The organism is Cellulosimicrobium sp. EB106-03-01-XG111 (assembly GCF_058792115.1).
This window is the reverse complement of sequence record NZ_JBYTEQ010000006.1, coordinates 35,679-50,690: the sequence shown is the minus strand read 5'-3', so window position 1 is coordinate 50,690 and position 15,012 is coordinate 35,679. Positions and strand designations below refer to the sequence as shown.

Here is a 15,012-nt window from a genome sequence, read left to right as displayed (position 1 = left end):
TGGTCGCGCTCCCGCGTCGTGCGCTCGCGCGGGGTGCTCCGGGTCAGCGGAGCGTGACCTGCCGGGACACGATGCCCGCGCGCGCACGGCGCTCGTTCGCGTCGAGCGGCTCCGTGACCGCGAGCGCCTCGGTGAGGCGGGCGTCGAGCTCCGCGACCGGGCCCTCGAGCTCGTCCGCCTCCGTGCCGCGCGGCAGCTCCCACACGGGGACGAGCAGGCCGCTCGACCGGAACGCGCCGACGAACTTGCCGCCCGCGAGGCCGGACTCGCGCTTCGCGTGCAGGCGCGAGATCGCGTCGATGAGGGCGTCCTCCGGCTCGGGGCGGGCCCAGCGCAGGAACTCGCGCGACATGCGGCACCAGTACGCGGACTCGACGGCGTCGAGCTTGACGGTGGGCACCATCGACTCGGCCGCCTGGTCGAGCGAGGCGCGCAGGTCGGGCGTGATCTCCGCCGACGGGTCCAGCCAGAAGGCGAAGTCCTCGTGCACGGTGACGTCGAACGGGACGGAGAGGTCGAGCACGTCCTGGAGGCGCGGGCCGGCGTCGGGCAGGGCGCTCATCTCGATGGACGTGCCGGGCTCGGCGTCGATCGCCTCCAGGAGCGCGGCGGCGAGGTCGCGGCTCGTGTCGCCCGAGCCGGCGAGGGTCTGGACGGCGAGGAGGATCGTCCCGTCCTGGCGGTGCAGCGCGGCCCAGCCGGCGGGCAGGACCGTCACGACGAGGACGTCGCGCGCCCCGTGCTCGGCGGTCGTGCGCGCGGTCGCGGTGGCCGAGGGGACGACCTCGCGCATCGCGACCCAGTCGGTCTCGCCGGGGAGCCCCTCGAACGGGCGCAGCACGAAGTCGGGCGTGGTGTTCTTGGCCATGCGCGGCAGTCTACTGGCGCGGCCTACCGGCGTGGCGGAGCGGCGGGCCGGGTGCGCGGACGCAGGCGGACGTCGGGCAGCGCGGGCGCGGGCAGGGGGCCGCCGTCGTACCCGACGACCTCGCCGTAGCGGCGGTCGCGCGCGCCGTCCGCGTACCGGGTGCCGCCGCGGTTCGGGCCCTGGTCCCCCGTGACGACGAGCTGGGCCTGCCAGTCCGCGCGGGCGCGCGCGACGTCGTCGTGCGAGCGGCCCACGAAGTTCCACCACATGACGATGTCCTCGCCGAACGGCTCGCCCCCCACGAGCACCGCACGGGCGGGGGCGTCCGGTCCCGCCTCGACGACGAGCGTCGTGCGGCCCGGCTCGACGTACCCGAGCGACGACGGCGGGACGGGCGAGCCCTCGAGCCGCACCACGCCGTCGTCGACGAGGAGGCCGTGCTCGAACGCCGGGTCCACGTCGAGCGTGACGCGCGCGCCCGGCGCGAGGTCGAGCTGCGCCCCGACGATCGGCGTGTACGTCGTGGCGGGCGAGCGCAGCGCGGCGCCGCCCACGCGGAGCGCGCCGAGGAAGACCTGCACCCGCGCGCCGTCGACCGTGGCGACGGGGAGGTCGGCGTGGTGCTCGAACGCGGGCGGGTCCGCGAGGCGGTCGCCCGGGAGCGCGACCCACAGCTGGACGCCGTGCAGGACCGGGGGCCGCTCGCCGCGCGGCGACTCCTCCGAGTGGGAGATGCCGCGGCCCGCGGTCATGAGGTTGAGCTCGCCGGGCCGCACCGTCTGGAGCGACCCGACGGCGTCGCGGTGCAGGATCTCGCCGGCGAACAGCCAGGTGACGGTCTGGAGCCCGGTGTGGGGGTGCGGCGGCACCTGCATGCCGTCGGTGCCGTCGCCGATGGCGGGCAGCGGGTCGGGGCCGTAGTGGTCGAGGAAGCACCACGCGCCCACGAGCGACCGGGCGCGCTGCGGGATGGTGCGCCGCACCCGCATCGCCCGGGTGCCCCCGAGCGGGACGTCCCGGTGCTCGAGGATCTCGACCGCGGCGCGTGCGCCGTCGTCGTGGGGCGCGCCGGCCGAGCAGACGCGCTCCTCGGGCCGGGTCTCGAGGTTGCTCATGGGCACGAGCGTAGGCGTGCGGGGCGGAGCCGTCCTGCGCCTGTGGACGGTCTTCGCGTCGGGCCGCGCCCGCGGGAGAATGGGGACGAGGCCCCTCGGAGCAGGATTCCGAGGGGCCTCGCCGTGTCCGCGCGACCCCGGGGCAGTCGGGCCGGGTGGCCCGTCGGGGCGCCGCTCGCGACGTGGCGGCCCGGCGCCCTCGCGTCCGGCCCGGGTGCCCGGGCAGGTGCGGTGACGCCGATCGCGGTCGGCCTTCCGGGTCCGGTAGGAACCTGCGCCGTCGCGCGCAGCCCCGCAGCAGGGGGTGGCGGGTCGTCCACCGTTCTCCGGTCGGCCGTGCCCTCGCGTGCGCGGCGGGACGTCGTGCGGTCCTGGCGGGGCCGTCAGACCCCTGCGTGATGCGTGCCGGAACCCCGTCGTCCGTGTGCGCCCGTCCGGGCCGTTACGGACGTTTGTAGTCCTCGGCCCGAGGGTCTGCAAGAGTTCCCACCGTTGTCATTTGGGCCGCCCGGATGACCACAGGTTCGTCCACAGGACGCCCCGCGCCGTTCCCACGCCGCCCACAGGCCTGTGGATGAATTCTGTGGACAGATTTCGGCGCGAGCCCGGCCCCTCCGGCCCCTCGGCGCGGCCCGTGCGCACGCGCTCAGACCCAGAACCGCGCCGTGGGTGCTGCCGCCGGGGAGAGCCGCTCGTCGAGGTCGAGGTCGCGCACGACGAACCCGCCGTCGTCGACGAGCGTCCCCGCGAGGCGGCCCTGGAGCATCGCCGCGAGCCGGGCGAGCAGCACGCGGGCGCGCGAGCGCGCGAGGACGTGCAGCCCCGAGGGCCGCTCGACCGCGAGCTCGTCCGGCTCGGTCGGCACCCACGTGAGGCGGTAGGCGTGCGGCCCGTGCTCGCGCCAGTCGAGCCCGTCGAGGGCGAGCGGGACCTGCGCGACGCGTCGGGCCTCGAGCCGCACCGCGCCGTCGTAGGGGGTCTCCCCCGACAGCACGTACTCCGCGAGGCCGTCCGCGCCCGCCCGCACGGCGACGACCCTCGCGCCGGGGACCGTCGTGCGCAGGACGCCGAGCGCGTCGTCCGGCCCGAGCACGTGGGCGCTGTAGAGCGTGAGGTCGACGCCCGACGCCGGGTCGGGCGTGAGCACGGCCCGGCCGTCCGCGACGACCGCGCCGCCGACGCGCCGGGCCGCGGCGACGGCCCAGCCCAGCACGCGGAGCTCGAGCCCCTGCGGCAGCCCTGCCGGGAACGCGCGCACCAGGCCGTCGCGGTCGTCGGTCGCGGCGACCGCCGCGGGCGCGAGCCGCGCGTCGGGGTGGTCGACGTGCAGCGCGTACGCCTCGGCGCTCCCGCCCGCGAGGCCGAGCGCGTGCGTCTGCGGCGGGGTGAGCGCGAAGGGCCCGACGACGCGCGCGCCCTCGGCGAGGCGCAGCTCGCCCGGTGCGACGACGCCGTCGGGCACGACGCCCCGGAACCGCGCGCCGGCCATGGGCCGCGCCGCGCCCCCGCCGCCCGGCGGGGGCGCCCAGGCGGCGCCGACGAACCAGGCGCGCGCGAGCGCGTCCACGGGCGTGCGGGCCGCGCCGCGCGAGCGAGGCGTCGCGAGCAGGTGCGCACCGGCGTGCGCGTCCGGCACCAGGCCGGCGACGGGGGCGTCCATGACCGGAACGTAGAGCCCCCGGGAGGCGGCGGTGTTACGGCGGTGTCACGAGCGTGGGTCCGTTCGCCGGGACCCGCGCGCGTCAGGCGCCGACGTCGTGGAGGTGGTGGACGACGTCGTGCACGAAGTACTGCCCGAGCGTCCGGACCGTGAAGACCGACCCGTTCGAGCGCCGCCCGGGGCGCTCCCACTGGTCGGGGACGAGCGCGTCGAAGCGGCCCGCGACGCGCTCGCCCGCGATCCGGAGCTCGCGCGCGACGACGGCCGGGTCCTGGTGCGCGTAGTCCTCCGCGACCGCCGTCGCGTCCTGGTCCCAGTTGGCGAACCGCGGGTCGTCCCCCTCGACCATGGACTGCACGCGCACGTCGAACACGGAGAAGACGTCGCGGACGTGCGCGGCGTACTCGAGCACGGACCAGGTCGTCGGGTCGGGGCGGGTCCGCGCGTCCGCGCGGGCCAGGGCCGCGACGTAGCGCGGGACGGCGTCGCGGACCGCGGCGCCCACGCGGTCGGGCGTGACCTCGGCGGCGACGAACCCGCACTCGGGGCACGGCCGCTCCATGACCCACGTCCAGTCCTTGGTGTCCGCGGGGACGGGCGGGAACTCCGGGTCCGGGGCGGCGGCGGGGACGCCCTCGGGCGACGCGGTCGTGTCCATGGCGGCAGTGTGCCAGACGGCGCAGCGCCCTCCCCGGGGCCCGGATCGTCGGGGATTAGCGTTCTGACACGACCTGCCTATGATGTCAGCATGCCCAAGATCATCGGAGGGTCCCTCCACGAGCACCGCGCCCAGACCCGGCAGAAGCTCTTCGCGGCGCTCTCGACCCTCATGATGGACCGCGGCTTCGACGCCATCTCGCTCGCCGACATCGCCGGCGCGGCAGGGGTCGGCCGCACGGCGGTGTACAACCACTTCCCCGACAAGGAGGCTCTGCTCCTCGGGTTCATCACCCACGAGACGGAGCAGTACGTCGGGACGCTCGAGCGCGCGCTGGAGCACGTGGCCGACCCGGTCGAGCAGCTGCGCACCTACATCCGCCAGCAGGCGCAGCTCAAGCGCATCTTCCACCTCGCCCCGGGGCCGGACCTGCGCACCGTGCTCTCGCGGACCACGCGGCAGCGGCTGCGCGAGCACGCCGAGCTCGTCGAGGCGATCCTGCGCCGCATCGTCCGGTCGGGGATCGAGGCGGGCGAGTTCCCCGCGCAGGACATCGACACGACCGTCCAGCTCGTCAACGCGTGCCTGTCCGGGCGGCTCGTGCCCGACGACCCGGTCGCGCGCGAGCAGGCGATCGAGGCGACCGAGGCGTTCGTGCTGCGCGCCGTCGGAGCCGACGCGACGTCGCCCGCGCTCGCGGGCTGACGCTCCGCCGCGTCTCGCGGGCCGGATGACGGACAGAGGATAGGCAAGCCTCACCTCCGTGGGTTACAGTTCCTGACGCATCGTCATGACACGGCGTCAGGACGTGCTGTCCCGCCCCGACGCACCCGCAGGAGCCATCCCGTGACTGCCCTCACCCACGACCTCCACCGCGCCGACGAGTCCGTCCCGCTGTCGCAGCGGCTGCGCGAGGGCACGCGCCCCGAGCACGAGCAGGCCGAGGGCTCCGGGTTCGTCGAGCGGCTCATGTCGGGCCGCCTCGACGTCGCCGCGTACGCCGACCTCGCCGCCCAGCAGTGGGCCATCTACGGCGCGCTCGAGGACGCGAGCGCCGCGATGCGCGCCGACGCCCAGGGCGCGAGCCTCGTGTTCGACGAGCTCACGCGCACCCCCGAGATCGAGAAGGACCTCACGTTCCTCGTGGGCGCCGACTGGGCCGAGCGCGTGACGATCCACCCCGCGACCGAGCGCTACGTCGCCCGCCTGCGCACGGTCGGCGGGTCGCTGCCGGCGTACGCCGCGCACGCCTACACGCGCTACCTCGGCGACCTCTCGGGCGGGCAGATCATCAAGCGCATGCTGGAGCGCCACTACGGGCTGTCGGGCGACGGCCTCGCCTTCTACACGTTCGTCGAGATCCCCAAGTCCAAGCCGTTCAAGGACGTCTACCGCGAGCGCCTCGACGCCCTGGTCCTCACGCCCGAGCAGCTCGACGAGACCGTCGCCGAGGCCAAGCACGCCTTCCGCCTCAACAGCGACCTCTTCGCGGACCTCGGCACCGCCCACCCATAACCCTGGATCGGCCGCGCACCGTCCCGGCTCCGTCGACCATGAGGTTGCGGCTCGTCTGACCCGGCTGACGGGCCAGAACCCCATGCTCGCGGGGCGGCGGGCGGGCAGGCTCCGGGCGGCGGGCGGGGAGCGGGCGGCCGCGCGCGGCGTGAGGCGTGTTACCTCGTCGGCGGTCGAGAATCGTCAGCTGGTCAGGTTAGGCTCGTCTTACCTGGTGAGGTGACGGCCGTGGCCGGTCGCGCCTCCCGCGGACCGCTCCCTGGAGAACTCCCCATGCCTCACGCTGCCCGCCCTGCGCCGCACCCCGGCTCGTCGTCGAGCCGCCCGACGTCGCCCACGGGTGCGGCGGGTGCCGCGCCCCGCCGCGCACGCCGGACCGTGACCGCGCTGGCCGGGGCGGGCGCCGTCGTCCTGCTGGGCCTGGTCGCCGCGTGCTCGCCGCTCCCCTACGAGCCGCCCGCGACGCCGTCGGCCGAGGCGAGCCAGGACGCCGCACCCGTCGAGGCGACCCCGACCGAGACCCCGGGCACCGCCGCGCCCACCTGCACGACGCTCGAGGAGTCGCGGGCGGCGGGCGGTGGCTCCGACGTCGACCCCGCGTCGTTCCCCACCGGTCCCACGAGCGCGACGTTCACCGACGACGCGATCCACCCGGTCGCCGAGGCGCCCGCCCCGCAGCTCCCGGTGACGGTCGAGTCGGTCGACGGGCGCCCGGTCGAGATCACCGACGTGAGCCGCATCATCCCCGTCGACCTGTACGGGACGCTCGGCGAGATCGTGTACAGCCTCGGGCTGGGCGCGAACGTCGTGGGCCGCGACCTGCCGACCGGCTTCCCCGAGGCCGCGGACGTCCCCGTCGTCACGGGCGCCGGCCACGCGCTCGACGTCGAGGCGATCCTCGGGCTCGACCCGTCCGTGATCCTCACCGACGCGACGATCCTCACCGACGACGTGCGCGGCCAGCTCGAGAGCTCGGGCATCCCCGTCGTGTACTTCGACGAGGCCCGCACGCTCGACGGCGTCGACGACCGGATCCGCGCGGTCGCGACCGCGCTCGGCGTGCCCGAGCAGGGCGAGGTGCTCGTCGAGCGCACGGACCGGCAGATCTGCGCGGCCCTGGCCGCGGTGCCGCAGGACACCGGGACGCCCCGCGTCGCGTTCCTCTACCTGCGCGGGTCGAACATCAAGATGCTGTTCGGGCCCGGCTCCGGAGCCGACGACCTGATCCGCGAGATCGGCGGCGAGGACGCCGGGACCGCGATCGGCCTCACGCAGCAGTACGCGCCGGTCACGAGCGAGGCGATCATCAGCGCCGCGCCCGACGCCTACCTCGTCATGACCGACGGGCTCGAGTCGATGGGCGGACTCGACGCCATGATGGCGATCCCCGGCCTCGCGCAGACGCCCGCGGGCGAGGCGCGCCGCGTCGTCGACATGGACGGCTCACGCCTGCTCACGTTCGGCCCCCGCACCGGGTCCACGATCGCGTCGCTCGTCGAGGCCTTCTACGGGGTGCCCGCGCCGGAGCTCCCGGCGTCGTGAGCGCGCCCGCCACCCGCCCCCTCGGCACGCCCGAGGACGCGCCCGGTCCCGAGGGCGCCCCCGTGCCCGACGGCGCCCCGCGCCCCGGCGGCCGACCCACCCGGGTGGGGCCCGCCGTCGGGCAGCAGCGCCGCCGCGCGGCCCGGTGGCTGATGGTCGGGCTGGGCGTGGCGCTCGCGGTGCTCACCGTCGTGTCCGGCATGACGGGGCAGGTGCCCGTGTCGCCCGCGGAGGTGCTCGGCTCGCTCGCGCACCACGTCGGGCTCGACTGGGGACCCATGCCGTCGCACCCGCAGGGCGAGAACGCGCTGTGGGTCGTGCGGTTCCCGCGCGTCGTCCTGGCGATCGTCGTGGGCGCGGCGCTCGCGTGCTCGGGCGCCCTCATGCAGGGCGTGTTCGGCAACCCGCTCGCCGAGCCGGGCGTCATCGGGGTGTCCTCCGGAGCGGCCGTCGGCGCGTGCGCGGTCATCGTCACCGCGGGCGCGCTCGTGCCCGGCACGTGGGTCGCCGCCGCGGCGTTCGTCGGTGGTCTCGTCACGACGTTCGTCGTCTACGCGCTCGCGCGCGCCGGGGGCCGGACGGAGGTCGTGACGCTCGTCCTCACGGGCATCGCGGTCAACGCGTTCGCGGGCGGGATGCTCGCGTTCTTCACGTTCGTGGCCGACCCGGCCGCGCGCGAGCAGATCGTCTTCTGGCAGCTCGGGTCGCTCGGCGGCGCGACGTGGCAGTCCGTCGCGGTCGTCCTGCCGATCGCCGTCGTCGGCGTCACCGGCGCGATGCTCGTGCGCCGCAGGATGGACCTGCTCTCGCTCGGCGAGCGCGCCGCGCAGCACCTCGGGGTCGACGTCGAGCGGCTGCGCCAGCTCGTCATCGTCCTCGTCGCGCTGCTCGTCTCCGCCGGGGTCGCGTTCACGGGGATCATCGCGTTCGTCGGGCTCGTCGTGCCGCACCTCGTGCGCATGGTGTGCGGGCCGAGCCACCGCACGCTCATCCCCGCGTCCGTGCTGGGCGGCGCCGTCGTGCTGCTCGCCGCGGACCTCCTTGCGCGCAGCGCCGTCGCGAACGTCGAGCTGCCGCTCGGCATGATCACGTCGCTCGTCGGCGGCCCGTTCTTCTTCTACCTGCTGCGCCGCACGCGCTCGCGCCAGGGAGGCTGGGCATGAGCGACCTGCGCCACGAGGGGTCGTCGTTCCTCGGCTCCCTGCGCACCGCCGTCACCGGTGCCCGACGGCGGTCCCGCCTCCCGGGGCGGGCCGCGCCCGGCGACGTGGTCACCGCCGCGCACGGCGTGTCCCTCACCCTGGGCGAGGCGCCGATCCTGCGCGACGTGTCGGTCGACGTGCGCGCGGGCGAGGTCCGCGCGCTGCTCGGCCCGAACGGGGCCGGGAAGTCGTCGCTGCTCGGTGTGCTCACCGGCGACCTGCGACCCGAGGCCGGCGACGTCACCGTGGACGGCCGCCCGCTCGCCGCGTGGACCCCGACCGAGCTCGCCCTGCGCCGGTCGGTCATGCTCCAGCAGGTGTCGCTGAGCTTCCCGTTCACCGCCGTGGACGTCGTGCGCATGGGCCGCTCGCCGTGGCGCGGCACCCCGTTCGAGGACGAGGACGACGCCGCGGTCGCCGAGGCGCTCGCCGCGACCGACGTCGAGCACCTCGCCGACCGGCACTTCACGTCGCTGTCCGGCGGCGAGAAGGCCCGCGTCGCGCTCGCGCGCGTGCTCGCGCAGCGCACCGCGCTCCTCATGCTCGACGAGCCGACCGCCGCGCTCGACCTCAAGCACCAGGAGCTCGTGCTCCAGCTCGCCCGGGCGCACGCCGCCGCGGGCGGTGCGGTGGTCGTCGTCGTGCACGACCTCTCGCTCGCGGCCGCGTACGCCGACCAGGTCACCGTCCTCGCGGGCGGGCGCGTCGTCGCCGACGGCGGGCCGCGCGACGTCCTCACCGCCGAGCTGCTGAGCGGCGTCTACGACTATCCCGTCGAGGTCGTCGACCACCCGGGCGGCGGTGCGCCGATCGTCGTGCCGCGCCGCTGAACGAGGAGCTTCATCTGGATCAGATAAACCACCCTAAGAACGATAAGGCTCGCCGCCGATCGCCCCGGAGGCGATCTCGTAGCGGTCGGGCACGGCCGTGAACGACCCTCGCCCGCCGGTGATCGAGCGCAGGTCGAGGACGTAGCGGGTCAGCTCGGCCTCGGGCACGAGCGCGTCGACGCGCACGCGGCCGTCGGGCAGGGAGTCGGTCGCGGTGATGTGGCCGCGGCGCGCGGAGAGGTCGCCCATGACGTCGCCCTGCGCGTCGGGCGGGACGGTCACGGTGACCGCGGAGACGGGCTCGAGCACGACCGTCCCCGCCGCGGCGAGCGCCTCGCGCACCCCCGCGCCGCCCGCGGTGCGGAACGCCATGTCGGACGAGTCGACGGAGTGCGCCTTGCCGTCGAGGACCTCGACGCGCAGGTCCACGACGGGGAAGCCGTGCGGCCCGCCGGCCTCCATCGCCTCGCGCGCGCCGCGCTCGACCGCGGGCAGGTACTGGCGCGGCACCGACCCGCCGACGACGGAGCTGACGAACGCGAACCCCTCGCCGCGCGGGAGCGGGGAGACGCGCAGCTGCACGACCGCGAACTGCCCGTGCCCACCGGACTGCTTCTTCACGCGGCCCTCCACCTCGACGGCGCGCGCGATCGTCTCGCGGTACGCGACCTGGACGGGCTCGGTCGTGACGCGGACGCCGAAGGACCGTTCGAGCCGTTCGACCGCCACCGCGAGGTGCGTGTCCCCGAGGCCGCCGAGGACCGCCTGGGATCCGGCGAGGTCGACGTGCAGGGTCGAGTCCTCGGCGCGCAGCCGCGCGAGCGCGGCGGACAGCTTGTCGTCGTCGGACTGCGACACGGGCCGCAGCGCGAGCGTGTACACCGGGGGCCGCGGTGGCAGGTCGCGCGCCGTGACGGGCATCCGGCGGCCCGCGAGGAGCGTGCCGGTCGACGCGGCGGAGACCTTCGCGACGGCGGCGACGTCGCCCGCGACGACGCGCTCCACGGCCAGGTGCTCGCGGCCGCGCAGCCGGAAGAGCCCGTGGACGCGGTCGTCGGCACCGGTGGCGGTGCTCACGAGCCGGTCCCCTGTCGCGACGGTCCCGGAGAGCACCTTGAACACGGACACCTGCCCGACGAACGGGTCGACGACCGTCCGGAAGACGTGGACGAGCGCGTCGCCCGCGGGGTCGGCCGCGACCTCGGACGTCACGGCCTCGCCCGGCCCCGCGGCGTCGGGCAGCGCGACGACGGCCGGGCGGTCCGCGGGGGACGGCCCGAGCTCGCACACGAGGTCGAGGACCCGGTCCACCCCGACGCCGGTGACGGCGGACGCGAGCAGCACCGGCACGGCCTCGCCCGCCAGCACCTCGTGCGCGAGCGTGCGCTCCAGGTCGGCCGGGCCCGGTTCGTCGCCGCCGAGGTAGGCCTCGAGCTGGTCGTCGTCGTGCGTGACGATCTCCTCGACGACCTCGTCGTGCAGCGCGTGCTCCTCGTCGCGGACGTCGGCGGGGACCTCCTCGTCGTGCCCCTGCCAGGCCCCCTGCCCGCCGCCGTACTCGCGGGCGCGCTCGGTGAGGACGTCGGCCACGCCGTGCAGCGTCTGCTCCTCCCCGAGCGGGAGCTCGAGCGGCGCGAACGGCGCGTCGAACGCGGCCCGGAGCGCGGCGAGGACGGTGCGAAAGCTGGCCCGCGCGCGGTCCTCCTGGGAGACGACGACGAGGCGGGGGATCCCCGCCTCGTCGCACCGCCGCCAGACCTCCTCCGTGCCCGACTGCACCCCGTCGACGGCGCTCACCACCACGACGGCGAGGTCCGCCACCGCGAGCGCCGCGTCCACGGACCCCGCGAAGTCGGGCGAGCCGGGCGTGTCGAGCAGGGTGACCTGGTAGGTCGTGCCGTCGGGCGCGCGCCAGTCGAGGTGCGCGACGCCGAGGCTCACGGAGATGCCGCGTGCGACCTCCTCGGGCTCGTGGTCGCACACGGTCGTGCCCTCGACGACGGAGCCCGGGCGCGGGACGGCGCCCGCCCGGTGGAGGAACGCCTCGGCGAGCGTGGTCTTGCCCGACCCGCTGTGCCCGACGAGGGCGACGTTGCGGGTCGTGGCTGGGCCGGTGGACGTCGACGTCGTGGCCATGGCTGCCTCCTGGCGGGCGGCGGGGCGCCGTGTCCCGCCGGGGTTCCAGGCTAGTGACGTCGACCGGATCGCGCCCGGGCCGGAGGTCCCGGCCCGGGCCCGGGGCTACAGGTGGGCGTCCGCGTAGACGCGCAGGGCGTCGCGCACGAGCGTCGCGCCCTCGACGCCGCCGTAGCTCTTCGCGAACCGCTCGTCCGCGACGTACATCTCGCCGAGGCCGACGACGTACTCCTTGACCGGTGCCGTCCCGGCGCCCGGCGTGCCGGGGATGCCGCCGAGCCACGCGACGTGGCGGCGCGCGAGCTCCTGCGCCTCGTCGGACGTCGGGTCGACGCCCCGGGCGGCCGCCGCGGTCCAGTCCGCGCCGAGCGCACGCGTGCGGTCCTGCCAGGCGGCGCGCTCGTCGTCGGACATCCCGCGCCACCAGGTGTCGCTCCGGGCGTACGCGTCCTTCCCCCAGCGGGCCACGACCTCGTCGCGGTGCTGCGTGTGGTCGAACCCGTCGAACATGTCGTCCGCCATGAGCTCGCCACCTCCTTCCATCGTGGTGATCGTCCGTTCGACCGACGCGATCTGCCGCGCCAGCCGCTGCCGCTCCGCCCGCAACCACTCGAGGTGGCCGCGCAGCGCCCGCACCTGGGCCTCCCGCCGCGCGGTGCCCGACGGCGGCCCGTCACCCTGCCGGGCGGGCGGGCCGTCGAGCGCCTCGCGGATCGCGGGGAGGCCGAGACCGAGGTCGCGCAGGAGCAGGATCCGCTGGAGCCGGACGAGCGCGTCGGCGTCGTAGTGGCGGTAGCCGTTCGCCGCGACCCGGCTCGGGGGCAGGAGCCCGACCGCGTCGTAGTGACGCAGCGTGCGGCTCGTCGTCCCGGCCAGGCGCGCGACCTCCTGGATGGACCAGTCGGCCGTGCGGGCGCCCGTCGTGCTCATCTCCCGCTCCTCCCGTGCGTCGGTGGTGCTCTCGTGCGGCACCGGAACCACGGTAGAAGTTGACGTCACGTCAAGGTCAACTGCTTCGAGCTCGGGGTGTCCTCGGTGGCGCTCGCGGGGACGGTCTCGGGGGCGTTCTCGGCAGCACCGCCGGAGGTCCTGGTGTGCGCCACGTGGTTCCACCCGGCGTCGCGCGACGTCGCGGCGAGGAAGCACGCCCGGACGAACGCCGCCTGGAGGAACAGGTCGTAGAGCAGCTCGGGCAGCACGAGCACGGCGAGCAGCCGGCCCCGCGGGCCGTTCCGCCACACCGTGACCAGGCGTTCGAGCACGAGCACGCCGCCGACGGCGAGCCACGCGGGGACCACGCGGAACGTGCCCGCGACGACGGTCAGCGCCGTGAGGACGAGGAGGCTCGCGAGCATCAGCGTGCTCAGCACGAGCATCGCCTGCTGCCCGACGTACCGGGCGGTGACCCGCGTGAACCCGTACGCGCGCAGGTTGTCGAGCATCCCCTTGTACCAGCGCACGCGCTGGCGGTGCAGGTCGCGGCACGTCGGCATGAGCTCCGTGGTGCAGGACATCCGCACCGGCGACGCGAGCTCGTACCCGAGCGTGCGCAGCGCGAGGGTGAGCTCGGAGTCCTCGGTGATGGCGCCGACGTCGTACACGTCGCCGCGCCGCCCCGGGAGCCGGTCCCCGCGCGCGGCGGCGACCGCACGCAGCGCCTCGGTCCGCACGAGCGCGGCCGTGCCGGTGAGGACGGACGTCCGGCCCGTCACGTCGATCTGCACGCCGTACCGCTCGTACTCGTCGGACTGGAGCTGCTCGAGCACCGAGCGCGGCGGGGTGCCACGGAAGACGCCCCCGACCGCGCCGAGCTCCGGGCGCGCGTCGAGCAGGGCGAGACCGTCCTCGACGAACGTCGGGGCGATGGTCGTGTCCGCGTCGAGCACGAGGACGTTCTCGGCCTCCACCCCGCGCAGCGCCTGGTTCAGCGCCCCGGCCTTGCGGCCGGTGTTGCCCACCGTCTCGACGACGTCCGCACCCAGGCGACGCGCCACCTCGACGGTCCCGTCGGTGCTGCGGTCGGACACCACGACGACCCGGTCGGCCGGGCGCGTCTGCGCCCGGACCGACGCGAGCGTCGTGGGCAGGGCCGCCGCCTCGTCGTGCGCCGGGACGACGACCACCACCCGCGGGAGCGTCGTCGCGCTCACCGGTGCTCCGCGAGCCGCTTGCGCAGGACGCGCGCCGTCATGACGAGCGCGAGCCCCGCCACGACGAGCGTCCAGGCTCCCACCACGTAGAAGCCCGCGATCGCTCCCGTCGTCGCGAGCACGGTCCCTGCCTGGGTCGTACCGAGCTGGTACACGATCCACCTCCTGATTGTCGTCGGTGGTTCCACCGTCCGACGCAGGGGCCGGTACCCATCCGGGCCCCGGGCGCGGTGGAGCACCGCCCGGGACGTCGGGTGAGCACGCGGGGACCGCGGAGGAGTGCCCGGCCGTCGGGCGGTGGGTACACGACGACGCCCGGCCCCGCGTCGTGCGGGACCGGGCGTCGGAGGTGGTGCGTCAGGCGGTCGGTGCTGCCCCGCCGTCGGGCGTGCCGGAGCCGGGGCCCTCGTGCGGCGCCGGCGAGGACACGGAGGTCTCCTGCGCCGGGGCGGCGCGGCGCCGTCCGAGGACGAACCCGACCGCCCCGCCGACCAGCAGGGCGCCGGCTCCCGCGAGGAGCGCCGCGGCACCCGGCGGGTACGCGCCCACGGGGACGAACGTCGTCCCGGAGACCGGCGCGTACGCGAACCAACCGAACGACGTCGGACGGCTCGCGACCCAGAGCGCGGCGAGCAGCAGGCCCACCCCCAGCACGACGAGCGCCGCCAGGACGACGGCGGCGACGCGTGGACGGTACGGACGGGGCGCGGGCTGCTCCGGAGCGGTCACGTCCGCCATCGTCCCGGGCGGCGACGCCCGCGGCAACCGTCGGCGGCGCTACTCCCCCACGGTCCCGTCGATCGCCTCCCGCAGCAGGTCGGCGTGGCCGTTGTGCCGCGCGTACTCCTCGACCAGGTGCACGAGGATCCAGCGCAGCGTCCAGCGCTCGCCCGTGTGCCGGTCGGCGCGGGCGCTCAGCCGGTCGAGGCCCCCGTCCGCGAGCGCCGCGTCGAGCACGGCGTCCGACGCCGCGACCGCGCGGTCGAACAGCATGCGCAGCTCCTCCGGCGAGTCGCCCGCGGCGGACGTCCAGTCCCAGTCGCGGTCGTCGGCCCAGTCCGCCGTGTCGAACGGGGGCATGAGCGCCTCGCCGAGGAGCACCTGCGAGAACCACTGCGACTCGACGAACGCGAGGTGCTTGAGCAGCCCGCCCAGCGTCATCGACGACGGCCGCAGCCGGTGCGCGAGCTCCGCGGCGTCGAGACCGGCCGTCTTCCAGCGCAGCGTGTCGCGGTGGAAGTCGAGGAAGCCGCGCAGCGTGGTCACCTCGTCGGCGGCGACGGGCGGGTCGGTGCGGTGGTCGGTCACGGCGCCACCCTAGCGACCGCGCCCGGGC

At 75.9% G+C, this 15,012-nt stretch carries 15 protein-coding genes; 5 read left to right on the top strand and 10 right to left on the bottom strand.

Going from position 1 to position 15,012, the window contains the following annotated elements; translation table 11 throughout:
- Window positions 1–43 precede the first annotated feature (43 nt).
- The 4 genes from AC3WT4_RS07320 to AC3WT4_RS07305 all read right to left on the bottom strand — a co-directional run bounded on the left by AC3WT4_RS07320 (window position 44) and on the right by AC3WT4_RS07305 (window position 4,301).
- Window positions 44–868, bottom strand: a complete 825-nt coding sequence (locus tag AC3WT4_RS07320; protein ID WP_209828113.1) for a DUF5926 family protein — start codon at window positions 866–868, stop codon at window positions 44–46.
- Window positions 869–891: 23 nt separating this feature from the next.
- Window positions 892–1,983 (bottom strand): pirin family protein, encoded by a 1,092-nt coding sequence (locus tag AC3WT4_RS07315; RefSeq protein ID WP_108049166.1) that lies wholly within the window; start codon window positions 1,981–1,983, stop codon window positions 892–894.
- A gap of 646 nt (window positions 1,984–2,629) precedes the next feature.
- Complete coding sequence (locus AC3WT4_RS07310; RefSeq protein WP_492315132.1) at window positions 2,630–3,643, bottom strand: hypothetical protein; 1,014 nt, start codon at window positions 3,641–3,643, stop codon at window positions 2,630–2,632.
- An 82-nt stretch (window positions 3,644–3,725) separates the two neighbouring features.
- Window positions 3,726–4,301, bottom strand: coding sequence for a DinB family protein (locus AC3WT4_RS07305; protein WP_074805117.1), 576 nt, complete (start codon window positions 4,299–4,301; stop codon window positions 3,726–3,728).
- 90 nt (window positions 4,302–4,391) lie between these two features.
- Here AC3WT4_RS07305 and AC3WT4_RS07300 point away from each other — a divergent pair, with 90 nt between their 5' ends.
- The 5 genes from AC3WT4_RS07300 (at window position 4,392) to AC3WT4_RS07280 (ending at window position 9,390) form a co-directional block, all read left to right on the top strand.
- Window positions 4,392–5,006 (top strand): TetR/AcrR family transcriptional regulator, encoded by a 615-nt coding sequence (locus AC3WT4_RS07300; RefSeq protein WP_074805114.1) that lies wholly within the window; start codon window positions 4,392–4,394, stop codon window positions 5,004–5,006.
- A gap of 141 nt (window positions 5,007–5,147) precedes the next feature.
- Window positions 5,148–5,816, top strand: a complete 669-nt coding sequence (locus AC3WT4_RS07295) for a biliverdin-producing heme oxygenase (RefSeq protein WP_492315131.1) — start codon at window positions 5,148–5,150, stop codon at window positions 5,814–5,816.
- 273 nt (window positions 5,817–6,089) lie between these two features.
- Window positions 6,090–7,358: a heme/hemin ABC transporter substrate-binding protein gene (locus AC3WT4_RS07290; protein ID WP_492315130.1), complete on the top strand. Its 1,269-nt coding sequence runs from the start codon at window positions 6,090–6,092 to the stop codon at window positions 7,356–7,358.
- A gap of 152 nt (window positions 7,359–7,510) precedes the next feature.
- Complete coding sequence (locus AC3WT4_RS07285) at window positions 7,511–8,521, top strand: FecCD family ABC transporter permease (protein ID WP_492315213.1); 1,011 nt, start codon at window positions 7,511–7,513, stop codon at window positions 8,519–8,521.
- Window positions 8,518–9,390, top strand: a complete 873-nt coding sequence (locus AC3WT4_RS07280) for a heme ABC transporter ATP-binding protein (protein WP_108049977.1) — start codon at window positions 8,518–8,520, stop codon at window positions 9,388–9,390. Before AC3WT4_RS07285 ends, AC3WT4_RS07280 begins: the two co-directional genes overlap by 4 nt.
- A 33-nt stretch (window positions 9,391–9,423) precedes the next feature.
- Here the strand turns inward: AC3WT4_RS07280 and AC3WT4_RS07275 are convergent, their stop codons facing one another.
- The 6 genes from AC3WT4_RS07275 to AC3WT4_RS07250 form a co-directional block, all read right to left on the bottom strand.
- Window positions 9,424–11,526, bottom strand: a complete 2,103-nt coding sequence (locus AC3WT4_RS07275; RefSeq protein ID WP_492315129.1) for an elongation factor G — start codon at window positions 11,524–11,526, stop codon at window positions 9,424–9,426.
- 105 nt (window positions 11,527–11,631) lie between these two features.
- Window positions 11,632–12,456, bottom strand: coding sequence for a MerR family transcriptional regulator (locus AC3WT4_RS07270; protein WP_492315128.1), 825 nt, complete (start codon window positions 12,454–12,456; stop codon window positions 11,632–11,634).
- Between the two features lie 65 nt (window positions 12,457–12,521).
- Window positions 12,522–13,676, bottom strand: coding sequence for a glycosyltransferase family 2 protein (locus AC3WT4_RS07265; RefSeq protein WP_492315127.1), 1,155 nt, complete (start codon window positions 13,674–13,676; stop codon window positions 12,522–12,524).
- On the bottom strand, window positions 13,673–13,831 hold the full coding sequence (locus AC3WT4_RS07260) for a hypothetical protein (protein ID WP_009861736.1): 159 nt from the start codon (window positions 13,829–13,831) through the stop codon (window positions 13,673–13,675). The genes AC3WT4_RS07265 and AC3WT4_RS07260 overlap by 4 nt, the downstream gene beginning before the upstream one ends.
- Window positions 13,832–14,033: 202 nt before the next feature.
- Window positions 14,034–14,405, bottom strand: a complete 372-nt coding sequence (locus AC3WT4_RS07255) for a hypothetical protein (protein WP_255180310.1) — start codon at window positions 14,403–14,405, stop codon at window positions 14,034–14,036.
- A gap of 48 nt (window positions 14,406–14,453) precedes the next feature.
- Window positions 14,454–14,984 (bottom strand): DinB family protein, encoded by a 531-nt coding sequence (locus AC3WT4_RS07250; RefSeq protein WP_257418745.1) that lies wholly within the window; start codon window positions 14,982–14,984, stop codon window positions 14,454–14,456.
- Between the last annotated feature and the right edge of the window lie 28 nt (window positions 14,985–15,012).